The sequence below is a fragment of the Streptomyces gardneri genome (assembly GCF_006539185.1).
In the GTDB taxonomy this organism is placed as follows: domain Bacteria; phylum Actinomycetota; class Actinomycetes; order Streptomycetales; family Streptomycetaceae; genus Streptomyces; species Streptomyces gardneri.
The window spans coordinates 161,266-187,338 of the sequence record NZ_BJMN01000013.1 but is presented as its reverse complement, the minus strand read 5'-3'; the positions used below and the strand labels follow the sequence as shown (position 1 = coordinate 187,338).

The 26,073-nt window shown below is 71.7% G+C and carries 21 protein-coding genes; 10 read left to right on the top strand and 11 right to left on the bottom strand.

Going from position 1 to position 26,073, the window contains the following annotated elements; all coding sequences use genetic code 11:
- Positions 1-27: 27 nt before the first annotated feature.
- Genes SGA01_RS11780 through ybaK form a run of 3 tightly spaced genes read left to right on the top strand, consistent with a single transcriptional unit; the run spans position 28 to position 2,331 of the window.
- Positions 28-1,068, top strand: a complete 1,041-nt coding sequence (locus SGA01_RS11780; protein WP_141296289.1) for a hypothetical protein — start codon at positions 28-30, stop codon at positions 1,066-1,068.
- A 10-nt stretch (positions 1,069-1,078) separates the two neighbouring features.
- Positions 1,079-1,816 (top strand): LON peptidase substrate-binding domain-containing protein, encoded by a 738-nt coding sequence (locus SGA01_RS11775; RefSeq protein ID WP_141296286.1) that lies wholly within the window; start codon positions 1,079-1,081, stop codon positions 1,814-1,816.
- Positions 1,817-1,833: 17 nt separating this feature from the next.
- A complete protein-coding gene (ybaK, locus tag SGA01_RS11770; RefSeq protein ID WP_141296283.1) occupies positions 1,834-2,331 on the top strand; it encodes a Cys-tRNA(Pro) deacylase in 498 nt (165 codons plus the stop codon).
- 36 nt (positions 2,332-2,367) lie between these two features.
- Here the strand turns inward: ybaK and SGA01_RS11765 are convergent, their stop codons facing one another.
- The 4 genes from SGA01_RS11765 to SGA01_RS11750 are packed head-to-tail and all read right to left on the bottom strand — an operon-like array spanning position 2,368 to position 6,220.
- The gene (locus SGA01_RS11765; protein WP_141296280.1) at positions 2,368-3,003 is read right to left on the bottom strand and encodes a DUF2567 domain-containing protein; all 636 of its coding nucleotides are present in this window, start codon (positions 3,001-3,003) and stop codon (positions 2,368-2,370) included.
- 34 nt (positions 3,004-3,037) lie between these two features.
- Positions 3,038-3,865 carry an ABC transporter permease gene (locus tag SGA01_RS11760; protein WP_141296277.1) on the bottom strand — a complete coding sequence of 276 codons (828 nt, stop codon included), beginning with the start codon at positions 3,863-3,865 and terminating at the stop codon, positions 3,038-3,040.
- A 58-nt stretch (positions 3,866-3,923) separates the two neighbouring features.
- Positions 3,924-4,895 carry an ABC transporter ATP-binding protein gene (locus SGA01_RS11755; protein ID WP_174867273.1) on the bottom strand — a complete coding sequence of 324 codons (972 nt, stop codon included), beginning with the start codon at positions 4,893-4,895 and terminating at the stop codon, positions 3,924-3,926.
- A 20-nt stretch (positions 4,896-4,915) separates the two neighbouring features.
- A complete protein-coding gene (locus tag SGA01_RS11750; RefSeq protein ID WP_141296274.1) occupies positions 4,916-6,220 on the bottom strand; it encodes an NYN domain-containing protein in 1,305 nt (434 codons plus the stop codon).
- A gap of 251 nt (positions 6,221-6,471) precedes the next feature.
- On the opposite strand from SGA01_RS11750, the gene SGA01_RS40975 reads away from it, so the two are divergent.
- Positions 6,472-6,645: a hypothetical protein gene (locus SGA01_RS40975; RefSeq protein ID WP_167534063.1), complete on the top strand. Its 174-nt coding sequence runs from the start codon at positions 6,472-6,474 to the stop codon at positions 6,643-6,645.
- A 74-nt stretch (positions 6,646-6,719) separates the two neighbouring features.
- Here SGA01_RS40975 and dnaE read toward each other — a convergent pair whose 3' ends face one another.
- Positions 6,720-10,259: a DNA polymerase III subunit alpha gene (dnaE, locus tag SGA01_RS11745; RefSeq protein ID WP_141296271.1), complete on the bottom strand. Its 3,540-nt coding sequence runs from the start codon at positions 10,257-10,259 to the stop codon at positions 6,720-6,722.
- Between the two features lie 212 nt (positions 10,260-10,471).
- Between dnaE and SGA01_RS11740 the strand changes: the two genes are divergently transcribed.
- The 5 genes from SGA01_RS11740 to SGA01_RS11720 all read left to right on the top strand — a co-directional run bounded on the left by SGA01_RS11740 (position 10,472) and on the right by SGA01_RS11720 (position 16,588).
- Positions 10,472-11,797, top strand: coding sequence for a DUF2252 domain-containing protein (locus SGA01_RS11740; protein WP_141296268.1), 1,326 nt, complete (start codon positions 10,472-10,474; stop codon positions 11,795-11,797).
- Between the two features lie 95 nt (positions 11,798-11,892).
- Entirely contained in the window at positions 11,893-12,579 is a 687-nt protein-coding gene (locus SGA01_RS11735; RefSeq protein ID WP_141296265.1) for a hypothetical protein, read from the top strand.
- A 55-nt stretch (positions 12,580-12,634) separates the two neighbouring features.
- Positions 12,635-13,450, top strand: a complete 816-nt coding sequence (locus tag SGA01_RS11730) for a DsbA family protein (protein WP_141296262.1) — start codon at positions 12,635-12,637, stop codon at positions 13,448-13,450.
- A 187-nt stretch (positions 13,451-13,637) separates the two neighbouring features.
- A complete protein-coding gene (locus SGA01_RS11725; RefSeq protein ID WP_141296260.1) occupies positions 13,638-15,287 on the top strand; it encodes an alkaline phosphatase D family protein in 1,650 nt (549 codons plus the stop codon).
- 326 nt (positions 15,288-15,613) lie between these two features.
- Positions 15,614-16,588: a zinc metalloprotease gene (locus SGA01_RS11720; RefSeq protein ID WP_229917783.1), complete on the top strand. Its 975-nt coding sequence runs from the start codon at positions 15,614-15,616 to the stop codon at positions 16,586-16,588.
- 75 nt (positions 16,589-16,663) lie between these two features.
- On the opposite strand, the gene SGA01_RS11715 is transcribed toward SGA01_RS11720, so the two are convergent.
- From SGA01_RS11715 to SGA01_RS11690, 6 genes are all read right to left on the bottom strand, one after another.
- Complete coding sequence (locus tag SGA01_RS11715; RefSeq protein WP_055644062.1) at positions 16,664-17,233, bottom strand: dienelactone hydrolase family protein; 570 nt, start codon at positions 17,231-17,233, stop codon at positions 16,664-16,666.
- Between the two features lie 38 nt (positions 17,234-17,271).
- Entirely contained in the window at positions 17,272-18,858 is a 1,587-nt protein-coding gene (locus SGA01_RS11710) for a Na+/H+ antiporter (RefSeq protein WP_141296257.1), read from the bottom strand.
- 113 nt (positions 18,859-18,971) lie between these two features.
- Positions 18,972-19,439 carry a GNAT family N-acetyltransferase gene (locus SGA01_RS11705; RefSeq protein WP_141296254.1) on the bottom strand — a complete coding sequence of 156 codons (468 nt, stop codon included), beginning with the start codon at positions 19,437-19,439 and terminating at the stop codon, positions 18,972-18,974.
- On the bottom strand, positions 19,436-20,377 hold the full coding sequence (locus SGA01_RS11700; protein ID WP_055644060.1) for an RluA family pseudouridine synthase: 942 nt from the start codon (positions 20,375-20,377) through the stop codon (positions 19,436-19,438). Before SGA01_RS11700 ends, SGA01_RS11705 begins: the two co-directional genes overlap by 4 nt.
- Positions 20,378-20,461: 84 nt before the next feature.
- The gene (gene lspA / locus SGA01_RS11695; protein WP_141296251.1) at positions 20,462-21,049 is read right to left on the bottom strand and encodes a signal peptidase II; all 588 of its coding nucleotides are present in this window, start codon (positions 21,047-21,049) and stop codon (positions 20,462-20,464) included.
- Positions 21,050-21,129: 80 nt separating this feature from the next.
- A complete protein-coding gene (locus SGA01_RS11690) occupies positions 21,130-21,891 on the bottom strand; it encodes a TraR/DksA family transcriptional regulator (RefSeq protein WP_141296247.1) in 762 nt (253 codons plus the stop codon).
- A gap of 568 nt (positions 21,892-22,459) precedes the next feature.
- Here SGA01_RS11690 and ileS point away from each other — a divergent pair.
- Positions 22,460-25,603 carry an isoleucine--tRNA ligase gene (gene ileS, locus SGA01_RS11685; protein WP_141296245.1) on the top strand — a complete coding sequence of 1,048 codons (3,144 nt, stop codon included), beginning with the start codon at positions 22,460-22,462 and terminating at the stop codon, positions 25,601-25,603.
- Positions 25,604-26,073: the final 470 nt, after the last annotated feature.

Below are 26,073 nucleotides of genomic sequence, written 5' to 3'. Positions count from 1 at the left end.
CGACCCGGTGCGAAAATATGTCGCACCATGGCCTTCCTCCGCGCCCTGATCGGCGCCGTCCGTTCGGCCCGGCACACCCCGCGGTCCGCCGCCGGGCTCGTGCCGGACGACGACGTGCTGCTCGACGCCCCGGACGAGCGGCTCGCCCCCGCCCTGGTCGCCGCCGCGCTGGCCGACCCGGAACCCGCGGCGAAGCTGCTCGCCACCACCCGGGACGCGGCCGAGTGGGAGGACCGCGACCGGTACGTCACCCGGCTCGCCACCTTCGCGTACAGCAGGGGCGACTGGCTGGCCCACTGGCTCGCCGCCGCGCCCCACGACCCCGACGCCCTGCTCGTCTCGACCCAGCTCGCCGTCCGCCGCGCCTGGGAGTCCCCCGCCCGGGCCGAGCGGCTGCGCGAGCTCGACCCGCTGATCCGGACGGTCACCGAGGAGGCGCCGCACGATCCGGTGCCGTGGCGGCTCGCCCTGGACCACGCGCGCGGTGAGCACGCCGGGCACGCCGTCTTCGAGACGCTGTGGGAGCAGGCCGTGCGCCGCTCCCCCCACCACTACGGCAGCCATGTCGCGGCGCTCAAGTACCTCTCCGCGCAGTGGTACGGCTCGCACCGGGCCGCCTTCGACTTCGCCGAGCAGGCCGCCGACGACGCCGCCCCGGATTCGCTCGTGCGGGCCCTCCCGGTCCGCGCGGCCTACGACCGGCTCCGTTCGCTGCCCAGGCCGGACCGTTCGGCGGCCGCGGCTCGGCTCGACGGGGCCGCCGACCGGGCGCTCGCCCTCTCGGCCGCCTTCCCCGCGGGCGACCCGTGGCCCGCCGAGGTGCGCAACCTCCTCGCGTACGTGCTGGTGGAGCGCGCGCGGTGGACGGACGCGCTGGACGAGTTCCGCCGGATCGGCCCCCACGCGACGTCCTTCCCGTGGGGTGCGCCGCGGGGCGCCGTGCAGGAGGATCCCCTCCGCCGGTTCCTGGCCGTGCGGGACCTCGTACGGGCCGAGTCGGCCGGCCGGACGCCCCTGTGGAGGCCCGGATACGGACGGGCCGGACGGGGCGGTCCCGGCGGCCATTAGGCTTGCCGCCGTGACCACCGCTCGCCTGCCCCTCTTCCCGCTCAACGCGGTGCTGTTCCCTGGCCTCGTGCTGCCCCTGAACGTCTTCGAGGAGCGCTATCGCGCCATGATGCGGGAGCTGCTCACGATCGACGACACGGAGCCGCGCCGCTTCGCCGTCGTCGCCATCCGCGACGGGCGCGAGGTCGCGCCCACCGCCCCCGGGATGCCGGACCCGACGGCCCTGCCGGAGAAGGGCCCCGCCGCCGGCTTCGGCGCCGACCCGATCCAGGCCTTCCACCGGGTCGGCTGTATCGCCGACGCGGCGAGCATCCGCGAGCGCTCCAACGGCAGCTTCGAGGTCATGGCCACCGGGACGACCCGGGTCAAGCTCCTCTCGGTCGACGCGAGCGGACCGTTCCTGGTCGCCGAGGTCGAGGAGATCGCGGAGGAGCGGGGCGAGGACGCGGGCACCCTCTCCGAGGGCGTGCTGCGGGCCTTCCGGAACTACCAGAAGCGGCTGGCGGGGGCGCGGGAGCGGTCGCTGACGACGAGCGAGCTGCCGGACGACCCGTCGGTCGTGTCGTACCTGGTCGCGGCGGCCGCGGTGCTCGACACCCCGTCGAAGCAGCGGCTGCTCCAGGCCCCGGACACGGCGACGCGGCTGCGTGAGGAGCTGGCGCTGCTGCGCGCGGAGACGGCGGTGCTGCGGCACCTGCCCTCGCTGCCGGCGGTCGACCTGACGCAGGGTCCGACGAACCCGAACTGAGGAAGGGCGAGGAGCGCGTGGCGAAGAAGCAGAAGAAGAACAGCGGGGGCACCCCGGCGACGGTCGCGCTGACCTCGGCCGGGACGCCCTTCACCCTGCACGCGTACGAGCACGACCCGGCCTCCCCCTCGTACGGCGAGGAGGCGGCGGAGGCGCTCGGCGTCTCCCCCGACCGGGTCTTCAAGACGCTGGTGGCCGACGTCGACGGCGAGCTGACGGTCGCGGTCGTCCCGGTCGCGGGGCAGCTGGACCTGAAGGCGCTGGCCTCGGCGGTCGGCGGGAAGCGGGCGGCGATGGCGGACCCCGCCGCCGCCGAGCGCACGACGGGGTACGTCCGGGGCGGCATCTCTCCCCTGGGCCAGCGCAAGCGTCTGCGTACGGTCCTCGACGCCTCGGCCTCGGACCACGCGACGATCTGCATCTCGGCGGGCCGCCGCGGCCTGGAGGTCGAGCTCTCCCCCGCCGACCTGGCCGCCCTCACCTCGGCGGTCGTGGCCCCGATCGGCCGCGGCTGACGCCGGGTCGTGGCCCCTGCCGGCCACGGCCGGCGCTCAGAGGGACTTCGGCCCGGGCTGTGCCTGCTGCGGCCCCCAGTACTCCGGCTCCGGGTCGCGGGGGCCGAAGAGCGCCGTCAGCGCCAGGTGCACGATCATCGCCGCCAGCGGCCAGGCCAGCATGGCGGCGGCCGCCATGTTCAGTTCGAGTGGCGCCTCGAAGACGACGTTCGGGCCGACCGACTTCGCGTGCGCGACCACGTCCCGCGCCGGACCGAAGTACGTCCCCACGCCCCAGGCGAGCAGCGATCCGAGGACGCCGCCGAGCGCCAGGCCGAGCACCAGCGGCACCCCGCCCTCACGGCGCCACAGGAAGACGACGAGCGCGGCGACCGCCCCGAAGGCCAGGGCGAGGAGCACGAACGTCCCGTCCGCGCCGATCGCCGACTCGCCCTCGGAGTCGCGGAGGTAGACCCCCTTGCCGTCCGAGATGAGCAGGACGCGCGGCGCCAGCCACAGCCACAGCAGCCCGAGCACCGCACCCACGACTGCCGAGACGCCGGTCACGACGGCACCCCGCAGGACCTCGGCCGCCGTGATCGGGTCCCCGGCGGGCCCGAGCGGCGGCGGGGGCGGCGGAGGCCAGGCGGGGTCGTGCGGAGGCTGGTGGGGCGGAGTCAGAGGTGCGGTCACCCCGCCATCGTGCCAGGTGTGTCTGTGGCCCGCCTCAGCGGACGGCAGCCCGCCGGTAGGCCCAGGTGGCGACCGCCAGGGACACCACGCCGACCGCCCCGCAGACGGCGAGGTCGAGGGCGACGGCCGCCCAGTCCGGGTGGGGGTCGAAGGTACGGGCCAGGGCCTCCACGCCGTACGTCGACGGCAGCAGGTCCCGCGCCCAGCCGATCGGCTCCGGCAGCCGCTCGGCGGGGAGCACGCCGAGGAGCAGCGCCGCCGACATGCCGAGCTGGCCGAGGAGCGTGGCCAGCTCCTGCCGGGGGGCGAGGAGTCCGAGGGCGGCGCCGAGTCCGGCGAGTGCCGCCCCGGCGAGCGGCACCACGGCGCCGAGGATCCACAGCTGGCCGAGGGGCAGCCCGAAGAGCAAGGAACCGGCGACGGCGGTGAAGACGGTCCCGGGCACGGTGAAGGAGGCGTACGCGCCCGCCGCGCCGAGCACGACGGCGGCCGGCGGCACGGGCAGGGTGGCGTAGTGGTCGAGGCCGCCGCTCGCCCGCAGCTGCCCGAAGTACTGGGCGAGCAGGTTGAGCGCGACGAAGGCGACGACGAGGACGGTGGAGCCGGCCACGACGGCCCGCGCCTCGGAGCCGCCGTCGACGACCCCGCGCATCAGGACCATGATCCCGATCGACTGGAAGGTGGCCACGAAGAGGAGCGGGATGCGGGCCACGCGGGCACGCGACAGCTGCGCGCGGTAGACGGCGGCCATGGCCGGCAGCAGCCGGGCGCGCGGGGCGAGCGGCGCCGCGCCGTCCCCGGCGTCCTGCGACCGGAGAGGGAGCGCGCCGGTCGGCAGGACCTCGGCGGGCACGGTGCTCACTGCGTACAGCTCCTGACGGTCACGTGCGGAACGTGGGGGGTCACGTGCGGGTCGGGGGTCATGCCTTCACCAGGCCCTCTGACGCGCCGCCCAGCGCGAGGTAGACGTCCTCCAGGCTGGGCGTGGCCAGCGTGAAGTCGTCGAGCGCGGCGAAGGCGGCCCCGCCGGTGACGGTGGCGACGGCCGCGCGGGCCGCGTCGGGGGCGAGCCGGAGGCTCCAGCGCCGTCCGGTCTCCTGGGCGAGTCCGCGCAGGGCGGCGACCTCGGGCAGCTGGAGCGGCGGCGCCTCGCGCCACACCAGCTCGACGCGGACCTCGCCCGCGACGCGCTCCTTGAGCCCGGCCGGGGTGTCGCAGGCGATGACCCGGCCGCGGTCGAGGACGGCGACGCGGTCGAGGACGGTCTCGGCCTCGATGACGTTGTGGGTGACGAGCAGGACGGTGGTGCCGTGCTCGGCGCGCCGCCGGTCGACGGCGGCCCAGACGGCCCGGCGGGCGACGGGGTCCATGCCGGTGGTCGGCTCGTCGAGGACGAGGACCGGCCGGTGGCCGACGAGCGCGGTGGCGAGGCAGGCGAGCCGCCGCTGACCGCCGGAGAGCTTCTTGAGGGGCCGGCCGGCGAGCGCGGTGAGGCCGAGCTCCTCCAGGACGGCGTCGCGCTCGGCGCGCGCTTCGTGGGCGCCGAGGCCGCGCAGGCGTCCGGTGGTCTCGGCGGCGAGGGAGACGGTCAGCTCGTCGAGGGCGGTGGACTCCTGGCCGAGGTAGGCGAGGAGTCGGGACGCGCGCTCGGGGTGGCGCACGAGGTCGTGGCCGAGGAGCTCGACGGTGCCGGAGTCGGGGCGCATGAGCCCGGTGAGCTGGCGGACGAGGGTGGACTTGCCCGCTCCGTTGGGTCCGAGCAGGCCGAAGATCTCGCCGCCGCGCACGTCGAGGCTGATCCCGTCGGTGGCGCGCACCTCGGGTGTCGCGGGCGCACCGCGCCTGCCGCGCGTGGCGGGGTACGTCTTGACCAGATCCCGCACCACGCACACCGTACTCACGGGGGAAGAGCCTACGGGGTCGCCGGGCCGGCCCCGGGCGCGGGGGCATGTTCGGCGGCGGCCCGGACGTCGATCTCGCGCCAGAAGCCGGCCCGGATGGCGTACCGGTCGTGCTCGTCGATCTGATCGTCCTTGTGGGCGAGCAGACCGAACCGTGCCGCGTAGCGGAGGAGTTCGCCGTCGATGCGGTGCGGGATGCGGGGGTAGAGGGTGGAGAGCTTCTGGACGTGGCTCTGTTCGGGGAGCCGTTCCATCCAGCGGCGGGCGAACACCTGTCCGACCTCGAAGGGATCGCCGCCGACGGTCGTGATGTCCTCCTCGCGGTCCGCCCAGCGCTGCTCGGCGCTGGTGAGCAGGGCGAGGGTGGGCAGCGACGCGGTCTCGGCCGGTTCCCCGAGGGCGGAGGTGGCCGGGCGGTCGATCCAGCCGCGGTCGGAGGACCAGCGGAGCGCGCTCGCGCCCTGCGGCACCGTGCCGAGCGGCCCGCCCGAGCCGTTGGATCCGCCGGGTCCGCGCAGTCCCGCGAGGTCCTTGGGCGTGGGGACGCCCCGGCCCGTGCCGGGGGCGGGGACGCCGTGGACGTGACCGTTGGTCGCGGCGGGCACCTCCGCCGTGGCCGGTCCGTCCCCGTTCCGCGTGGCGGCGGCTTCGGCGGCCCGTTCGGCGGAGGCCGCGAGGGCGGCCTCGGGCAGCGGCGCCGAGAGGATGGCGGCGATCTCGGGGCGCGGGGCGGGCGGGGGCGCGCAGATGCCGGTGAGGTCCCTGGCGCGGACGGCCCGGGTGATCCAGGTCCGGTCGAGGACCCGCCGCTCGTCGGCCTCGGCGACGAGGTCCTCGGACTGGTTGTAGTCGCCGTCGGCGGCCTGGACGGCCCAGAGGTGGACGGCGACGCCGTGCTCCTTGGCGGACATCAGGCCGGGCAGCAGATCGCCGTCGCCGGTGACGAGCACGATGTCGGAGCAGGCCCTATTGCGGGCGAGTTCGGTGAGCTCGGTGTGCATGGCCGCGTCGACGCCCTTCTGCGCCCAGCGTCCGTCGCTCCTGGTCAGGGCGCCGAGCCGGACGGTGACCCGGGGCATCACGCGCAGTCTGCGGTGCTCGGGCTGGGGCACCCGGTCGGGTGCGCCGTCGAACCAGTAGATCCGCAGGAGCGGCAGCGCCGTCTCGGCCTCGGCGCGCTCACGCAGCTGCTGGATGAGCGCGGCGTGGTCGACGGCGATTCTGGAGCGGGCCGGTTCCCCGGCGAGCAGACTGGCGGCGGCGCCCAGCAGGTAGCCGGCGTCCACCAGGACGACGCAGCGGTCCACGTGTTCCACCCTCTTTCGGGAACCTCGGGGTCGGACTCGGGGGTCGGAAGGTGCTAGGGGGCGTCTTCGTTCTCTTCGTTCACTTCGAGTCTGCCCGACGGCCGGGGGCTTGACGGTCGGAACTGGATCATCGGCGTGGCGGATATCACGTCCACCCCGGTCCTTACGTTCCGTAATGATCCAAAATGCGGGCCATTCGCCCGTGTGTGAATCTGACAGCGGCCCTGGCCCCTAGGTCCCTTTGAGGAGGCATCATCCCCATGGCCAAGAACCGCAAGCAGGACCGTATGCAGCAGAAGGCGTCGGCAGCAGAGCGTGGCAGCCAGCAGGCGCAGCAGTCCGCGATGGAGTCGCAGGCGGAGCAGCGCGCCACCCAGGTGACCCCTGGTGACATGGCCCGGAAGGGCCGTCAGAAGCGCTTCGGCCACAACTGACGCGATCCACGGCAAAGGGGCGCGCCCGTGACGACGGGCGCGCCCCTAGCGCGTGTGCGGAGTGCGGAGTGCGGTCAGCCGGCCAGGCAGGACGGGCCGAGCAGCACCTTCAGGTCGCCGAAGAGTGCCGGGTCGGCCGTCACCCGGTGCCGGTCGAGCCGGAGCACGGTCGTGGTCCGGGGGCCCTGGAGCTTGATCCGCACCTCGGTGTTGCCCTTGTGGTGCTTGAGGATCTCGCCGAGCCTGCTGACCATCGGCGGGGTCACCTTCACCGTCGGGATGGTGAGGATCACCGGCGCGTTGGTCCCGGCGTTCGACAGGTCGGGGACCATCAGCTCCATGGCGACCAGGCGGGGGATGTCCTCGCGCTTGTCGAGCCGTCCCTTGACGAAGACGACCGTGTCCTCGACGAGCTGGGTGGAGACCAGCTGGTAGGTGGCGGGGAAGAACATGCACTCGATGGAGCCGGCCAGGTCCTCGACGGTGGCGATCGCCCAGGCGTTGCCCTGCTTGGTCATCTTGCGCTGGAGGCCCGAGATGATGCCGCCGATGGTGACGACCGCGCCGTCGCTGTGCTCGCCACCGGTGAGCTGCGAGATCGCCGCGTCCGTCTTGTCGGACAGGACGTGCTCGATGCCGAAGAGCGGGTGGTCGGAGACGTAGAGGCCGAGCATCTCGCGCTCCTGGGCAAGCAGGTAGGACTTCTCCCACTCGACGTCGGAGAACTCGACGTCCAGGCCGAAGCCGGGCTCGTCGCTGGTCTCCTCGCCCATGCCGCCGAAGAGATCGAACTGTCCCTCGGCCTCCTTGCGCTTGACCGCGACCACGTTGTCGATCATCGGTTCGTGGTGGGCGACCATGCCCTTGCGGGTGTGGCCCATCTCGTCGAAGGCGCCGGCCTTGATCAGCGACTCGATGGTCCGCTTGTTGCAGACGACGGCCTCGACCTTGTCGAGGAAGTCCGGGAAGGTGCTGTACTTCCCCTTCGCCTTGCGCGACTTGATGATCGACTCGACGACGTTGGTGCCGACGTTCCGCACGGCGGAGAGACCGAAGAGGATCACGTCGTCGCCCTGGGCGGCGAAGTTCGACTCGGACTCGTTCACGTTCGGCGGGAGCACCTTGATGCCCATGCGGCGGCACTCGTTGAGGTAGACGGCGGACTTGTCCTTGTCGTCCTTGACCGAGGTGAGCAGACCGGCCATGTACTCGGCGGGGTAGTTCGCCTTGAGATAGGCGGTCCAGTAGGAGACCAGGCCGTACGCGGCGGAGTGCGCCTTGTTGAAGGCGTAGCCGGCGAAGGGGACCAGGACGTCCCAGAGCGCCTGGATGGCCTCGTCGCTGTAGCCGTTCTTCTTCGCGCCCTCCTGGAAGATGACGAAGTTCTTCGCCAGCTCCTCGGGCTTCTTCTTGCCCATCACGCGGCGCAGGATGTCGGCCTCGCCGAGCGAGTACCCGGCGATGATCTGGGCGGCCTTCTGCACCTGCTCCTGGTACACGATCAGGCCGTAGGTGACCGCGAGCACCTCTTCGAGCGGCTTCTCCAGCTCGGGGTGGATCGGGGTGATCTCCTGCTGCTTGTTCTTGCGCAGGGCGTAGTTCGTGTGCGAGTTCATGCCCATCGGGCCCGGCCGGTACAGGGCGGACACGGCGGAGATGTCTTCGAAGTTGTCGGGCTTCATCAGCCGCAGCAGCGACCGCATGGGTCCGCCGTCGAACTGGAAGACGCCGAGGGTGTCACCGCGGCAGAGCAGTTCGTACGTCTTGGGGTCGTCCAGCGGGAGGGCCAGCAGGTCGAGCTCGACGCCCTTGTTGGCCTTCACCATCTTGACGGCGTCGTCCATGATCGTGAGGTTCCTGAGGCCCAGGAAGTCCATCTTGATCAGGCCGAGCGACTCGCACTGGGGGTAGTCCCACTGCGTGATGGTGACGCCGTCCGTGTGCCGCACCCAGATCGGGGCGTGGTCGACGATGGGCTCGCTGGACATGATCACGCCGGCGGCGTGCACGCCCATCTGGCGGACCAGACCCTCGACGCCGCGGGCGGTGTCGATGACCTTCTTGACGTCCGGCTCGTTCTCGTACATCGCGCGGATCTCGCCGGCCTCGCTGTAGCGCGGGTGCGAGGGGTCGGTGATGCCGTTGAGGTCGATGCCCTTGCCGAGGACGTCGGCGGGCATGGCCTTGGTGAGCCGGTCGCCCATGGCGTAGGGGTAGCCGAGGACGCGCGCGGAGTCCTTGATGGCGTTCTTCGCCTTGATCTTGCCGTAGGTGCCGATCATGGCGACCTTGTCCGAGCCGTACTTCTCCGTCACGTACCGGATCACCTCGACGCGCCGACGCTCGTCGAAGTCGATGTCGACATCGGGCATCGAGACGCGCTCGGGGTTGAGGAAGCGCTCGAAGATCAGTCCGTGCGGGATCGGGTCGAGGTCGGTGATGCCCATGGCGTACGCGACGATCGAGCCGGCCGCGGAGCCTCGGCCGGGGCCCACTGCGATGCCCTGCTTCTTCGCCCACATGATGAAGTCGGCGACCACGAGGAAGTAGCCGGGGAAGCCCATCGAGATGATGGTGTCCATCTCGTACTCGACCTGCTTCATGCGGTCCTCGGGGATGCCCCCGGGGAAGCGGCGGTGCATGCCCCGCATGGTCTCCTCGCGGAACCAGGTGGTGTCGGTGTACCCCTCCGGGATGTCGAACTTCGGCATGAGGTTCTTCTCGACGAACATGCCGTCGGTGTTGATCTGCTCCGCGACCAGGAGGGTGTTGCGGCAGCCCTCCTGCCAGGCGTCCGAGGAGTCGATGGCGTACATCTCGTCCGTGGACTTGAGGTAGTAGCCGGTGCCGTCGAAGCGGAAGCGGTCCGGGTCGGAGAGGTTCTTGCCGGTCTGGATGCACAGCAGGGCGTCGTGCGCGGTCGACTCGTGCGCGTACGTGTAGTGCGAGTCGTTGGTGACGAGCGGCGGGATGCCGAGCTTCTTGCCGATCTCCAGGAGTCCGTCGCGGACGCGGCGCTCGATCTCGATGCCGTGGTCCATCAGCTCCAGGAAGTACCGCTCCTTGCCGAAGATGTCCTGGTACTCGGAGGCGGCCTTGAGGGCCTCGTCGAACTGGCCGAGGCGGAGGCGGGTCTGGAGCTCTCCGGAGGGGCAGCCGGTGGAGGCGATGAGCCCCTCGGACCACTTGGAGATGGTCTCCTTGTCCATCCGGGGCCACTTCTGCAGCCAGCCCTCGGCGTACGCGTCGGAGGAGAGCTTGAAGAGGTTGTGCAGTCCGGTGGCGTTCGCCGCCCAGATCGTCTTGTGGGTGTAACCGCCGGAACCGGAGACGTCGTCCCGCTTCTGGTGCGGCTGGCCCCACTGGATCTTGCGCTTGTTGCGCCGGGACTCGGGGGCGACGTACGCCTCGATGCCGATGATCGGGGTGACCCCCGCCTTCTTCGCCGTGTGGAAGAAGTCGTACGCCCCGTGCAGGTTGCCGTGGTCGGACATGGCGATATGGGTCATGCCCATCTCGTTGCACGCGTTGAACATGTCCTTGAGCCGCGCGGCACCGTCCAGCAGCGAGTACTGGGTGTGGACGTGGAGGTGCGTGAAGGGCGGCTTGGTCACGGCGGGGGGCCTCCAAAAACACGGAGTGACAGGCTGCGGACAGTCTGGGGGGACAGCGTGGAAGTCTACGTCGCGCGACTGACAGACGACGGGCACTCGGGGCTAGGGTCGCGCGTTGGGAGACAGAGAACACCTTCCCCCTCGCGAGCTGGGGGGACCCCCAAATTGTCATGAACGGTCTTGCAGCACGTCCGGTACCAGGAGGCACCTCGATGTCGGTCCCCCAGCCCACCGTCGCCGAGCGCGGTGAGCACATCCTCGCCGTCTTCGACACCGCCTTCGGCGAGCTCCTCGCCGCCGACCCCGCCGCCTTCCGCGTCAAGTTCCGGAAGATGGCCGGCTCCGCGTTCGCCTTCTACCGGGGGACGGCCTGCCTCTTCTACTCGGACCTGGAGAAAGAGGCTCAGGGTGGGCCCTACCTGGACGAGCGCACCGGCCGGGTCTGGATCCACGGCGATCTGCACGGCGAGAACTTCGGCACGTACATGGACGCCAACGGCCGGCTGATCTTCAACGTCAACGACTTCGACGAGGCGTACGTGGGGCCCTTCACCTGGGACCTGAAGCGGCTCGCCGCCTCGCTCGCCCTGATCGGCTACGCGAAGGCGCTCAGCGACGAGCAGATCACCAAGGGCGTCCGGATCTGCGCCGCCGCCTACCGCGAGCGGATCCACGCCCTCGCGACCGGCGCCGGCGAGGACGAGGTGCCGCCCTTCACGCTGGAGACCGCCGACGGCGCGCTGCTCGCCGCCCTGCGCGACGCCCGGGCGCAGACCCGCTTCGGGCTGCTCGACTCGATGACGGAGATCCGTGACTTCGAGCGCCGCTTCGCGGCCGGCGGGGGCGCGATCGACCTGGACGCGGCCACCCGCTACAAGGTCCTGGCCGCCTTCGACGGCTATCTGGAGACGCTGCCGGAGGCGAGCCTGGTCCGCCCCGACTCGTACCGGGTGAAGGACGTCGTCGGGCGGCGCGGGATCGGCATCGGCTCGGCCGGCCTCCCCTCGTACAACATCCTGCTGGAGGGTCACAGCGACGCCCTGGAGAACGACGTCGTGATCTATCTGAAGCAGGCGCAGACCCCGGCGGTCTCCCGCCACGTCACGGACTCGGCGGTACGGGAGTACTTCAAGCACGAGGGCCACCGCACCGTGATCTCGCAGCGGGCGCTCCAGGCGCACGCCGACCCCTGGCTGGGCTGGGCGGAGCTCGACGGCGCCGGACAGCTGGTCGCCGAGGTCTCGCCGTACGCGGTGGACCTGGACTGGTCGGACATCGACGACCTCGACGAGATCGCGGCGACCGTCGCGGACCTGGGCCGGGCGACGGCGACCATGCACGCGGCGGCGGACGAGTCGAGCGGGCACTCGCTGGTGCCGTTCTCGACGGAGCGGGCCATCGACGCGGCGATCGCCGCCGACGAGGAGGGTTTCGCCGACCTCCTGGTGGACTTCGCGCACGCGTACGGGGCCCGCGCGCGGGCCGACCACCAGATCTTCGTGGACCTCTTCCGCAACGGCCGGATCCCGGGGCTGTAGGCCCCCGGGCGGCAGGGGCCCGCGGGGGCAGGGCGGGCGGTTCACAGACTGTCTTTAGCGACCCCTTACGGCACGACATGGCACACTCCACGACGATGGACATGGCAGGGACGCAGCTGAGGGCGCTGCGGGCGGCGTTCTTCACGGCACTGGTCGTGACGCTGTCCGTGGCGTCTCACGTGCTGCTCTCCGGCGTGCCGCTGCCGCTGGGGACGGTCGTCCCGGTCGCGGTCTGCGTCTTCGCCGTCGCGTACGCGCTGGCCGGCCGCGAGCGCGGCTTCGGCCCGATCGCCGGGCTCCTCGTCCCGCTGGAGCTGGCGGCCGACACCCTCTTCACCAGTGGCCAGGTGGTCTGTTACGGCGCCGCCGGCGGCCCCGTCGCCGGTTCGCTGCGCGCGGTCGGCGTGGAGGTCTTCTGCGGCGGCGCGGTGGGCGCTCCGCTGCCCGGTGTGGCCGCCCCCGAGAGCGGGACCGCGGCCGCCCTGCTCGACTCCCCCGACCCGGCGCTGCCGTGGCTGCTGCTCCTGGCGCACGTCGGGGTCGGGCTCACGGCGGCGTTCTGGCTGCGCGGCGGGGAGCGGGCGCTCGCCCGGCTGCTCGGCGCGGTGGCCGCCTTCGCGTTCCGGCCGCTGCTGCTCGTGGTGGCCTTCTTCCGCGGCGGCGGTACGGCTCCGGGCCGGGCCGTCCGGCCCACGGGACGGCCCCGGTCGTCCCGCGTCCGTCTCCTCGTGCACTCCGTAGGGCGGCGGGGGCCGCCGTTCCCGGGCTTCGCTCTCGTCTGAGCGACCCCGGTACAGCGGTCCCCCCTTTCCTCACACCTTCACGGAGAACACGATCATGAGCGCACGCAACAGCCAGTCCAACAAGGCCGCCGCCCGCGAGCGGCTGCGCGTCGAGCGCGAGCGCCAGGCGAAGAAGGACCGGGCGCGCCGGCAGCTGGTCGTCGGCGTCTCGGCCGTGGCCGTCCTGGCCGCCGCCGGCGGCATCGGCTATGCGGTGGTGCAGTCGAACAAGCCCACCCAGTGGGAGGCGGCGGCGGAGGCGACGACCGTGACGGCCCCGAAGAACACCTCGGGCACGAACGGCACGACGGTCGTCATCGGCAAGCCGTCCGCGAAGAAGACCCTGGAGCTGTACGAGGACTCGCGCTGCCCCGTCTGCGCGACCTTCGAGCAGGGCGTGGGCTCGACGATCGAGAAGGACGTCGAGTCCGGCAAGTACAAGATCAAGTACATCGGCGCCACCTTCATCGACAACGGCGTCCCCGGCGAGGGCTCGAAGAACGCCCTGTCGGCCCTGGGCGCGGCCCTGAACGTGAGCCCCGAAGCCTTCCTGAAGTACAAGGCGGCGCTCTACTCCACGGAATTCCACCCGGAGGAGAACCAGGACAAGTTCGCCAAGGACTCGTACCTCCTCGAGGTCGCGGACTCGGTCCCGGCCCTCAAGAGCAACGCCGAGTTCAAGAAGAACGTCGAGAACGGCACGTTCGACGCCTGGGCGATGAAGATGAACAAGGCCTTCGACGAGAGCGGCGTGAAGGGTACGCCGACGCTGAAGATGGACGGCAAGCCCGTCACGACGCAGGGCTCCGACAGCCCGCCGATGACGGCCGATCAGTTCACCACCGCGATCGACGCGGCCCTCAAGGCCTGATCCGCGAGACCCCTCTCGCCCGTCGCCCGGCCCCGGACCTCCTGAGGTCCGGGGCCGGCGGCGTCCCGGCGGGTGCGTGCGAGGTGCGGGCTACGCACGGGGCGAGACGCGTCCTCCGGGCGACAAGTCGACGAACTTCCGGAATTCACCTGCCCAAGTGCCCTACCCGTCAGTAATCTGACTGCCCGTGACCAGTCAGTTCATATCTTCTGCCCCCAGTCGTCGTACGGTCGTCAAGGCCGCCGCCGTCACCGCCGTCGCCGCGCCCGCCCTGCTGGGCGCCGCCTCCCCCGCTCTCGCGGACTCCGGGGCACCCGCCTTCCTCCACGGTGTCGCCTCCGGCGACCCGCTGCCCGACGGCGTCCTCCTCTGGACGCGCGTCACCCCCTCCGCCGAGGCCGTGCCCGGATCCGGTCTCGGCCCGGACGTCACGGTCGGCTGGGAGCTCGCCGAGGACCGCGGCTTCGCCCGGACCGTCGCCTCCGGCTCGACCACGGCGAGCGCCTCCTCCGACCACACCGTGAAGGCCGACGTCCGGGGCCTGCGCCCGGCGACCGCCTACTGGTTCCGCTTCACCGCGGGCGACGCCGTCTCGCCGGCGGCCCGGACCCGGACCGCGCCGGCCGCCGACGTCGCCGGCCCCGGGGTCCGCTTCGGCGTGGTCTCCTGCGCGAACTGGGAGTCCGGCCACTTCTCCGCGTACCGCCACCTCGCCGGCCGCTCCGACCTGGACGCCGTCCTCCATCTCGGCGACTACGTCTACGAGTACGCCAGCGGCGTCTACCCGGAGGCGAAGGACACCGTCCGGCAGCACGAGCCGCGCCACGAGATCGTCTCGCTCGCCGACTACCGCACCCGGCACGGGCACTACAAGACGGACGCCGACCTCCAGGCGCTGCACGCCGCCCACCCGGTGGTCGCCATCTGGGACGACCACGAGTTCGCCAACGACGCCTGGGCGGGCGGGGCCGAGAACCACACCCCCGGCGCCGAGGGCGAGTGGGCGGCCCGGGTGGCCGCCGCCAAGCAGGCGTACTTCGAGTGGATGCCGGTCCGCGCCTCCACCGAGGGCACGGTCTTCCGGCGGCTGCGCTTCGGCAAGCTGGCCGATCTGCACCTGCTCGACCTGCGGACGTTCCGCTCCGCCCCGGCGAAGACCGGCAGCGGCTCGGTCGACGACCCGGAGCGGACGATCGCCGGCCGCGCCCAACTGGACTGGCTCAAGGCCGGTCTCGCGGGCTCGGACGCGACCTGGCAGCTGGTCGGCACCTCGGTGATGATCTCGCCGATCGCCTTCGGCGCCCTGCCCGCGCACCTCCTGGAGCCGCTCGCCGAGCTGATGGGCCTGCCGAAGGAGGGGCTCGCGGTCAACGTCGACCAGTGGGACGGCTTCACCGACGACCGCAAGGAGCTGATCGGGCACCTGACCTCGCGCGCGATCCGCAACACGGTCTTCCTCACCGGCGACATCCACATGGCCTGGGCCAACGACGTGCCGGTGAAGGCGGCGACGTACCCGCTGTCGGCCTCGGCGGCCACCGAGTTCGTGGTCACCTCGGTGACCTCGGACAACCTGGACGACATGCTGAACGTGGCCCCGGGGACGCTCTCGGTCGTGGCCGCGGGCGCCGTGAAGGCCGCCAACCGCCATGTGAAGTGGGTGGACATGGACCACCACGGCTACGGCGTGCTCGACGTGACGTCCGAGCGCTCGCAGATGGACTACTACACGGTCTCCGACAAGGCGGATCCGGCCGCGACGACCGCCTGGGCGCGCTCGTACCGGACGAAGAGCGGAACCCAGCGTGTCGAGCGGGTGTACCAGCCGGTTCGCTGACGGGTTCCTAACGGCGATTTTCAGCCATGATCTCTTCTGTTAACGGGAGATCACATCGCTACGGCGGGTGGCCAGTTTCGGAGATCGAATCCGGACACACCACCCGCCTCTGGCACCTCATCCGTTACGTCGAGGTCTCAAACTCCGGAACGGGCGCAAGAATTTCTTCCCGATGTGCCGAATTGCCCCATGAATGATTGGGCTTGATCACTCCTCAACAGTGTCTGACATGGACGCGTAATCTCCGGGCCGTGGCGAGGAAGTTCCTCTCCCACCCTCCCCCACGAGGAGTCACCATGCGTGCTCTTGCCCGTATTTCGCCCCGTATGTCACGTCGTATATTCGGCACCGCCGTCATGGCCGGAACCCTGGCCCTGGCCCCGCTCTCCGCCCCCGTCGCCACCGGTGCGTCGACGGCCACCCTGGCCGGCGCCTCCGCCGAGGAGTGTGCCGACGACGCCGGTGTCTCCAGCGCCCGCAAGGCGCGCGGCGCCGACAGCCACGCCGCCGAGCCCAACGAGCTCTCGGCCGCCAAGGCCAAGGCCATGGACGACGACCTGAAGAAGAAGCTGGCCTCGGCCGCCGTCCAGGGGCGCCTCAGCGCCACCGCGGACGCCGCCGCCGTGGTCAACATCCCCGTCTACTTCCACGTCATCCACAGCGGCACGACGGGCAAGCTGTCCGCCACCGCCATCAACAACCAGCTGAACGTGCTGAACGCGGCCTACGCGGGCCAGGGCACCGGCAATGTGAACACCAACTTCCAGTTCACGCTGGCCGGTACCGACTACACGGACAACGCCTCCTGGTACAACCTGGCCTCGGGCTCCACCGCCGAGAAGTCGATGAAGCAGACCCTCCGCAAGGGCGGCGCCGGCGCGCTGAACTTCTACACCGCGAACCTGAGCGGCGGCCTCCTCGGCTGGGCGACCTTCCCGTCCTCGTACGCCTCGAGCCCGTCCATGGACGGTGTCGTCGTCCTCGACTCCTCCCTCCCGGGCGGCTCCTCGGCCAACTACAACGAGGGTGACACCGCGACCCACGAGGTCGGCCACTGGATGGGCCTCTACCACACCTTCCAGGGCGGCTGCAACGGCGCCGGTGACTCCGTCGCCGACACCCCGGCCGAGAAGAGCCCCGCGTACGAGTGCCCGACCGGCCGTGACTCCTGCGCCTCCAAGGCCGGTGTGGACCCGATCCACAACTTCATGGACTACACGTACGACGCCTGCATGTACCAGTTCACTTCCGGCCAGGTGACCCGGATGAACCAGTTCTGGACCTCGTACCGCGCGAGCTGACACACCCCGGACAACACCGAGGGCGCGACGGGAGAAAGCTCCCGCCGCGCCCTCGGGCGTTCGTACCGGCGACCGCTACAGGGTGTCCAGGAAGGACAGCGCCACCGACCAGGTCCGCTCGGCGGCCTCCGCGTCCCAGTCGGGCAGCTCCGGGTCCGTGTACACGTGCCCCGCGCCCCGGTAGCGGTAGATCTCCACGTCCGCCCCGGCCTTGCGCATCTGGAGGTACCAGGACGACAGCCAGTCGTCCGTCTCGAAGGGGTCGGGCTCCGCCACGTGCAGCTGTACGGGCAGCTCGTCCACCGAGGCCGACTCCGCGAGGTCCGAGGTGCCGTGGAACAGGAGCAGCCCGCGCGCCTTCTCGTCGCCGAGGGCCAGGGTCTGGGCGATCGAGGCCCCGAGGGAGAGGCCCATGTAGACCAGTCCCCGCTCGGAGTAGGGGGCGGCCGCCAGGACCGCCCGCTTCAGCAGCTCGTCCTTGCCGATCTCGTCCCGGAGCGCCACGCCCTCCTCGACGGTCCCGACCGTCTTGCCGTCGTACAGGTCCGGCGTCCAGACCTGGTGCCCGGCGGACCGGAGCCGCTCGGCCGCGGCCTCGACGGAAGGGGTCAGCCCGTAGGCCGAGTGGAAGAGCATGATGTCCATGCGTCCCATCCTGCCACCCGGCCCGCGGGGCACCGGCCTCACCGCATGCTGCGCACGTCCAGGTGCCGCAGCACCCGGTCCACCACCTCCGGGTCGGCGCCCGGCTCGTTGCGGGCCGAGAGGACCTCGTGCCGCGCGGCGGACATCAGCTCCCGCTGGATCCGCTGCACCGCCTTGAACCGCTCGGTCCGCTCGACGAACGCGGCCCTCCGCTCCTCGTCGACCATGTCCGGACTGATCCGCGCCCCGATGTCGTACGCCCCGCGCAGCAGCCGCTCCTGGACCTCCTCGGGCAACTCCTCGACCTCCTCGATCTCCTTGAGCCGGCGCTTGGCGGCCTTCGCGGCCCGGATGGCGAGATCTCGCTCAAGGGCCCGCTCCGCGTCGGCATCCGCCCGGACCCCGAGCTTCCGGACCAGCCAGGGCAGGGTGAGCCCCTGGAAGACGAGGGTGGCGATGATCACACAGAAGGCGATGAAGACGATCTCGTCGCGGCCCGGGAAGGGTTCGCCGTCGTCGGTGCGGAGCGGGATGGCGAGCGCGAGCGCCACCGAGGCCACCCCGCGCATCCCCGCCCACCACATGACGACGGTCTCCCGCCAGCTCATCGGGATCTCCTCGTCGACGTCCCGGCCCGTGTGGAGCCGCTTCGCCAGCCAGGTGGCGGGCAGCAGCCACAGCAGCCGGACCCCGACGACCACCGCGACCACGGTGGCGCCCCAGCCGAGCATCTGCAGGCCGCGCCCCTCGGCCACCCCGAAGACGTGAACGAGCTCCAGACCGATGAGCCCGAAGGCGATGCCGGTGACGAGGGTGTCCACGATCTGCCAGAAGGTCTGCCCGGCGAGCCGGCCCATGACGTCGTCGGCGTCGGCCGCGTGCTCGGCGAGGAAGAGTGCGGTGATCAGGACCGCGAGGACGCCGGAGCCGTGCAGCTCCTCGGCGAGGACGTAGCTCACGAAGGGCACCAGGAGGGTGAGTCCGGTCTGGAGCGTGGCGTCCCCCAGGAGTCCGATGAGCTTGTTGGTGAGCCAGCCGAGCACCAGGCCGACGACCGTGGCGACCACCGCGGACAGCACGAACTCGCCGATCGCCTCGGGCCAGGAGAAGGAGCCGCTGACGACGGCGGCGATCGCCACGTGGTAGAGCACGATCGCGGTGACGTCGTTGAAGAGACCCTCGCCCTCCAGGATCGACACGAGCCGCCGCGGCAGCCCGAGCGAACCGGCGACGGCGGTCGCCGCGACCGGGTCCGGCGGTGCGACGAGGGCGCCGAGCGCGATCGCGGCGGCCAGCGAGATACCGGGCACGAGCGCGTGCGCGACCGCGCCGACGGCGGCGGTGGTCACGAAGACGAGGGCGACCGCGAGCAGGAAGATGGGCCGTCTGTTCGCCGCGAACTGGCGCCAGGACGTGCGCTGCACGGAGGCGTACAGCAGGGGCGGCAGCACCAGCGGGAGGATGAACTCCGGCGAGATCTCGACGTTCGGCACGAACGGCAGGAGGGCCAGCACGATCCCGATGAGGGTCATCAGGACGGGCGCGGGCAGTCCGAGCCGGTCGCCGAGGGGCACGGTGAGCAGAGCGCCGAGCAGCAGCAAGAACAACAGGGCCAATTGATCCACGGACACACCCTGCCACGTATGTCCGTTTTCACAGCAACTGCCCCCGTGGCCGTCCCGACGCAGCCCGGAAGGCGGACACGGCGCCCGGCCCGCCCCCCGGCTGCGCCTCCGGCCTACAGAGCCCTTCGCATGGCCCGGTGCGGCATGTCCGCGTCCGGGAACTCGGGGCCGTACGCCTCGTAGCCGAGCCGCTCGTAGAAGCCGAGGGCGTGGGTCTGCGCATGCAGGTCGACGGCGGTCAGACCGCGCTCCCGCGCCGCGTCCTCGATGCCCCGCACAAGGGCCGCGCCGACGCCGAGGCCGCGCGCGGCCTCGGAGACCGCGAGCCTGCCGAGCGAGCCCACCGAGGTGTCGGCGCCGGTCTTGCCGACCGCGTCCGCCCCGAGGAGAAGCCGGCCGGTGCCCAGCGGCAGCCCGTCCTCGCGCACCGCGAGCACATGCACGGCGGTCGCGTCGTACGTGTCGTACTCCAGCTCCTGCGGAACGCCCTGCTCCACCACGAAGACCTCGCGGCGGACCGCGAAGCAGGCCTCCCGGTCCTCGGGGCCGAGCGCCTCACGGACGCGGTAGGCGGCGGTCACTGGCTCTCCGCCGCGATCCGGTCCAGGGCCTTCTGGAGGTCCTCGGGGTAGGTGCTGGCGAACTCGACCCACGAGCCGTCGCCGGGGTGCTCGAAGCCGAGGCGGACGGCGTGCAGCCACTGCCGCGTCAGGCCGAGGCGCTTGGCGAGCGTCGGGTCGGCGCCGTAGGTGAGGTCACCGACGCAGGGGTGGCGGTGGGCGGACATGTGCACCCGGATCTGGTGGGTGCGGCCCGTCTCCAGCTTGATGTCGAGCAGCGAGGCCGAGCGGTACGCCTCGATGAGGTCGTAGTGCGTCACGGAGGGCTTGCCCTCGGCGGTGATCGCCCACTTGTAGTCGTGGTTCGGGTGCCGGCCGATCGGCGCGTCGATGGTGCCGCTCATCGGGTCGGGGTGGCCCTGCACCAGCGCGTTGTAGCGCTTGTCCACCACGCGCTCCTTGAACTGGCGCTTGAGCGAGGTGTACGCGTACTCGGACTTGGCGACCACCATCAGGCCGGAGGTGCCGACGTCGAGGCGGTGCACGATGCCCTGGCGCTCGGCGGCGCCGGAGGTGGAGATGCGGTACCCGGCGGCGGCGAGGCCGCCGATGACCGTGGTGCCGGTCCAGCCGGGGCTGGGGTGCGCGGCGACGCCGACCGGCTTCATGATCACGACGATGTCGTCGTCGTCGTGGATGATCTCCATGCCCTCGACGGGCTCGGCGACGATCTGCACGGGCGCGGGCGCCCCCGGCATCTCGACCTCGAGCCACGCGCCGCCGCTGACCCGCTCGGACTTGCCGACGACGGAGCCGTCGACCTGGACCTTGCCTGCGGCGGCCAGTTCGGCCGCCTTCGTGCGGGAGAACCCGAACATCCGGGCGATGGCGGCGTCGACTCGCTCGCCCTCCAGGCCATCGGGAACGGGCAGCGTGCGGATCTCGGGACTCGTACTCACCCGTCGAGTATGCCTTGCGCGGGAGGTACTCCGTACTGGCCGGGCCCCGCGCCCGGCCCCTGCCCGGCCCGCGCCCGGTCCCGCTCAGTCCTTGTGGACGGTCCCGTCCGGGTCCACGCCGCGGAAGGACAGGAACACGATGAGGATGCCGCCGCAGACGATCGCCGAGTCGGCGAGGTTGAAGACGGCGAAGTGCGCGGGGGCGATGAAGTCCACGACCGCGCCCTCGAAGACGCCCGGCGAGCGGAAGATCCGGTCCGTGAGGTTGCCGAGCGCGCCGCCGAGCAGCAGACCGAGGGCGATGGCCCAGGGCAGGCTGTAGAGCTTCCGCGCCAGCCGGAAGATCACGATGATCACGACGGCGGCGATGCAGGTGAAGACGATCGTGAAGGCCTCGCCCATGCCGAAGGCGGCGCCCGGGTTCCGGATGGCGTCGAGGCGCAGCAGGTCGCCGATGAGCGGAATGGCCTCGCGGCCCTCCAGCTTGGCGACCACCAGCATCTTGCTGCCCAGGTCGAGCAGGTAGGCCAGCACGGCCACCACCAGCAGCGCGACGATCCTGCGCCTGCCCTTGGGCTGCTCCTCGGGAGCGGCCGTGCCGTCGTCGGAGGCGGCCGACTCGTCGGCCCCTGCTGAATCCGGCGTACCGATGATGCGCTCCGCCTCTGCCACGTGAGTGAGTCCCTCGACCTCGATGCCTGACCGTGCCCCGAGGGTACGGCACAGGCGTACGAGACCGGCAGCCGAGATCGTCAGCCGCGCCGCTCCTGACGCTGCTTGTCCTCGACGCAGAGGGTGGCCCGGGGGAAGGCCTGCATCCGCGCCTTGCCGATCGGCTTCCCGCACACCTCGCAGAGGCCGTACGTGCCCGCGTCGAGCCGCTCCAGGGCGTGCTCGGTCTGCTCCAGCATCTCCCGGGCGTTGGCGGCGAGCGCGAGCTCGTGCTCGCGGGTGATGTTCTTGGTGCCGGTGTCGGCCTGGTCGTCGCCCGCGCCGTCGCCCGAGTCCCGCATGAGGCCGGTGAGCTCCTCCCGCGAGTGGACGAGCTCGCTGCGCAGCCGCAGGACCTCCGCCTGGAGCGAGCTGCGGGCCTCCTCGACCTCCTCGGGCGTCCAGGGGTCCTCGCCGGGACGCACGGCGAGCTCACCGGTACGGGCCGAGGGCACCGCGGCCTCGTCCTCTGCGGTCGTCACGCCACCCGCGGTCTTCTTCGCTGCCACCGTCCTGGCTCCTGTCTGCTTCTTCGCGGCGGTCGCCTTCCTGGCGGCCGTCTTCCTCGCCGGGGCCTTCTTGGCCGGGGCGTGCGCGGCGGGGGTCTCCTCGGCGGCCTCCTCGGCCACGGCCGCCGCCTTACGGGCAGGGGCCGCCGTACCCGTCTTCTTCGCCGCGGCCTTCTTGCCGACCGCCTTCCCGGCGGTCGACTTCTTCCCGGCCACGTCCTTGCCGTCCACGGCCGTCGCACCGGTGGCGACGGCGGTCGCGGACTTCTTCGCGGCGGTCTTCTTCGCCACCATGTCGCGGCCCCTTCACATTTTGTGATCTTGCTCGCGAATCGTGCTGGGACGATAAATCGGCCCAGGGCCCGCGGCAACGGGGCACGCCGCCGTTCCCACCCGCCCCCGCTCCCCACGGGGCGGGCCTGCCTCCGTTGTGCCCAGCTCCCCGCCGGGTAATCCGCCCCGCCCCTCCCCCACATGGCCGTAACGGAACTCCGCCCCGCTTCGTATGGCCATTCGGGTGGCGGTTCGGGTGGCCGTGCGGGGCTCGGGAAAACGGGTCGGCCACCCCCCGTCGCGGCCCGTACACTGGGCACAGCGAAAGGCTTGGATGGGGACGAGTAGCGTCGTACGCAGCCATGAGCGACCCGGGGACGGTGAGAGCCCGGGGGCCAGCCCGATGTGAAGCATCACCCCGGAGCCGTCGGAAGAAAGCCGTGCGAGAGCGCGGTGACTAGACCCGGTGTCGCGACCCCAATGAGGGGGCTCAGGGCGCGTGCCTGCCCGGAGCCAAGGAGGGTGGTACCGCGGGAGCAGCGCTCTCGTCCCTCCGACGGAATGACGACAGTCCGCCGGAGGAATCTCGATGACACCGCCGCAGTACCGCCAGGTGCCCGCCCAGGTCGACCTGCCCGCGCTGGAGCACGACGTGCTCGACTTCTGGCGCGACAACAAGGTCTTCGCGAAGACCCTTGAGCAGTCCGAGGGACGCCCCGAGTGGGTGTTCTACGAGGGCCCGCCCACCGCGAACGGCATGCCCGGCGCGCACCACATCGAGGCCCGCGTCTTCAAGGACGTCTTCCCCCGCTTCCGGACCATGCGCGGCTACCACGTGGCCCGCAAGGCCGGCTGGGACTGCCACGGCCTGCCGGTCGAGCTCGCCGTCGAGAAGGAGCTCGGCTTCTCCGGCAAGAAGGACATCGAGGCGTACGGCATCGCCGAGTTCAACGACAAGTGCCGCGAGTCGGTGACCCGCCACACCGACGCCTTCGCCGAGCTGACGACCCGCATGGGCTACTGGGTCGACCTCGACGACGCCTACCGGACCATGGACCCCTCGTACATCGAGTCGGTCTGGTGGTCCCTGAAGCAGATCTTCGACAAGGACCTGCTGGTCCAGGACCACCGGGTCGCCCCCTGGTGCCCGCGCTGCGGCACCGGCCTCTCCGACCACGAGCTGGCGCAGGGCTACGAGACGGTCGTCGACCCGTCCGTCTACGTCCGCTTCCCGCTGACCTCCGGCCCGCTGGCCGGCAAGGCGGCGCTCCTCGTCTGGACGACGACCCCCTGGACCCTGGTGTCCAACACGGCGGTCGCCGCCCACCCCGAGGTCACCTACGTGGTCGCGACCGACGGCGACGAGCGGGTCGTCGTCGCGCAGCCGCTGCTTGAGAAGGCGCTCGGCGAGGGCTGGGTGACCACCGGCGAGTCCTTCACGGGCGCCGAGATGGAGCGCTGGACCTACCAGCGCCCCTTCGAGCTGGTCCCCTTCGACGCCCCGGCCCACTACGTGGTGAACGCCGAGTACGTGACGACCGAGGACGGTACGGGTCTGGTCCACCAGTCCCCCGCCTTCGGTGAGGACGACCTCAAGGTCTGCAAGGCGTACGGCCTGCCGGTCGTGAACCCGGTCCGCCCCGACGGCACCTTCGAGGAGGACGTGCCGCTGGTCGGCGGCGTCTTCTTCAAGAAGGCCGACGAGGCGCTCACCGCCGACCTGGACGCGCGCGGCCTGCTCTTCCGCCACATCCCGTACGAGCACAGCTACCCGCACTGCTGGCGCTGCCACACGGCCCTGCTCTACTACGCGCAGCCGTCCTGGTACATCCGCACGACCGCGGTCAAGGACCGCATGCTGGCGGAGAACGAGCGGACGAACTGGTTCCCGGACTCGGTCAAGCACGGCCGCTTCGGCGACTGGCTCACCAACAACGTCGACTGGGCGCTCTCCCGGAACCGCTACTGGGGCACCCCGCTGCCGATCTGGCGCTGCGAGGACGACCACCTCACCTGCGTCGGCTCCCGCGCCGAGCTCACCGAGCTGACGGGCACCGACCAGTCGGAGCTCGACCCGCACCGCCCGTACATCGACGCGGTCACCTTCGGCTGCCCGACGGAGGGCTGCTCGCTGGAGGCCACCCGCGTACCGGAGGTCATCGACGCCTGGTACGACTCGGGCTCGATGCCGTTCGCGCAGTACGGCTACCCGTACCAGAACAAGGAACTCTTCGAGTCCCGGTACCCGGCGCAGTTCATCTCCGAGGCCATCGACCAGACCCGCGGCTGGTTCTACACGCTGATGGCCGTCGGCACCCTGGTCTTCGACAAGTCGTCCTACGAGAACGTGGTCTGCCTGGGCCACATCCTCGCCGAGGACGGCCGGAAGATGTCCAAGCACCTGGGCAACATCCTCCAGCCGATCCCGCTGATGGACCAGCACGGCGCCGACGCGGTCCGCTGGTTCATGGCGGCCGGCGGCTCGCCGTGGGCGGCCCGTCGCGTCGGTCACGGCACGATCCAGGAGGTCGTCCGCAAGACCCTCCTGACGTACTGGAACACGGTGGCCTTCCAGGCGCTTTACGCCCGTACGTCCGGCTGGGCGCCGAGCGCCGCGGACCCGGCCCCGGCCGACCGCTCGGTCCTCGACCGCTGGCTGCTCTCCGAGCTGAACACCCTGGTCGCCGAGACGACCGAGGCGATGGAGACGTACGACACCCAGCGCACCGGCAAGCTCGTCTCGGCCTTCGTCGACGACCTCTCCAACTGGTACGTGCGCCGCTCCCGCCGCCGCTTCTGGCAGGGCGACAAGGCGGCCCTGCGCACCCTCCACGACGTCATCGAGACGATCACGCGCCTGATGGCCCCGCTGACCCCGTTCATCACGGAGCGGGTCTGGCAGGACCTCGTGGTGCCGGTGAGCCCTGAGGCCCCGGAGTCGGTCCACCTCGCCACCTGGCCGGAGGCGGACGCCGGACTGATCGACAAGACGCTCTCCGAGCAGATGCTCCTGGTCCGCCGTCTGGTGGAACTGGGCCGGGCGACGCGCGCCGAGTCGGGCGTGAAGACCCGCCAGCCGCTCTCCCGGGCCCTGGTGGCGGCGACGGGCTTCGCGGCCCTCTCCACGGACCTCCAGGCCCAGATCACGGAGGAGCTGAACGTCTCCTCCCTGGCCTCCCTCTCGGAGGTCGGCGGCTCGCTCGTCGACACGACGGCGAAGGCCAACTTCCGGGCCCTGGGCAAGCGCTTCGGCAAGGGCGTCCAGGACGTGGCGAAGGCGGTCGCCGCGGCGGACGCGGCGGCGCTGTCGCTGGCGCTCCGCTCGGGCGAGGCGACGCTCACGGTGAACGGCGAGGAGATCACCGTCTCCCCCGACGAGGTCATCATCACGGAGACCCCGCGGGAGGGCTGGTCGGTGGCCTCGGACGCCGGCGCGACAGTCGCCCTGGACCTGGAGATCACCCCGGAGCTGCGCCGCGCCGGCCTCGCCCGCGACGCGATCCGCCTGATCCAGGAGGCCCGTAAGAACAGCGGCCTGGACGTGGCGGACCGGATCGCCCTGCGCTGGACGTCCACCTCCCCGGAGACGACGGAGGCCCTGGCGGCCCACGCCGAGCTCATCGCGGACGAGGTCCTCGCGACGGACCACGCCGAAGGCGAAGCGGACGCCACGTACGGCACCCCGTTCACGGACGACTCCCTCGCCCTGACGTTCCGCCTCCGCAAGGCGTAACCACCCCCGAAAAGGCCCGGCCCCTCCTGGGAGCCGGGCCTTTTCCGTTCCCCCACCCCACCCCTTCCCGAAACCCTGCCGGGGGCGGGTGGGGGTGACGACGACTGCCGGCCGTCAGGGAGGGGCTGGGTGGGTGCCGGGGCGGAGGGGTCGAGCAGGCTCGTTCAGGGGCGCCTGGGGCGCGGAGCGGCCGCGGTCGCCTGGGGTTCGGGGCGGAGCGCCGGGCCGTTCCCGGGGTCTGGGGCGGGGCTGCTGCTGTCGCCGGGGAGGCCGGGGCGGGCCTCCCTGCGGTCCGGCGGCGGAGCCGCCGCTGTCGCCCGGGAGGCCGGGGGCGGAGGCGGGGCCTGCCTGTGGTCCGGCGGCGGAGCCGGCGTGGTCGCCTGGGGTCCGGGGCAGGAGCCGGGCCCTTGCCTAGGTTCGGGGCGGGGCAGCCGCTGCCTGGGGGCTGGGGCGGAGCCCGGGGGGGGTTC

What these genes read in the sequence shown, in the direction of transcription:
- ileS (WP_141296245.1), top strand. Translation starts at nt 22,460, where the DNA reads ATGACACCGCCGCAGTACCGCCAGGTGCCCGCCCAGGTCGACCTGCCC.
- SGA01_RS11735 (WP_141296265.1), top strand. Translation starts at nt 11,893, where the DNA reads ATGGACATGGCAGGGACGCAGCTGAGGGCGCTGCGGGCGGCGTTCTTC.
- SGA01_RS11730 (WP_141296262.1), top strand. Translation starts at nt 12,635, where the DNA reads ATGAGCGCACGCAACAGCCAGTCCAACAAGGCCGCCGCCCGCGAGCGG.
- SGA01_RS11720 (WP_229917783.1), top strand. Translation starts at nt 15,614, where the DNA reads ATGTCACGTCGTATATTCGGCACCGCCGTCATGGCCGGAACCCTGGCC.
- SGA01_RS11780 (WP_141296289.1), top strand. Translation starts at nt 28, where the DNA reads ATGGCCTTCCTCCGCGCCCTGATCGGCGCCGTCCGTTCGGCCCGGCAC.
- SGA01_RS40975 (WP_167534063.1), top strand. Translation starts at nt 6,472, where the DNA reads ATGGCCAAGAACCGCAAGCAGGACCGTATGCAGCAGAAGGCGTCGGCA.
- SGA01_RS11690 (WP_141296247.1), bottom strand. Translation starts at nt 21,891, where the DNA reads ATGGTGGCGAAGAAGACCGCCGCGAAGAAGTCCGCGACCGCCGTCGCC.
- SGA01_RS11740 (WP_141296268.1), top strand. Translation starts at nt 10,472, where the DNA reads ATGTCGGTCCCCCAGCCCACCGTCGCCGAGCGCGGTGAGCACATCCTC.
- SGA01_RS11715 (WP_055644062.1), bottom strand. Translation starts at nt 17,233, where the DNA reads ATGGACATCATGCTCTTCCACTCGGCCTACGGGCTGACCCCTTCCGTC.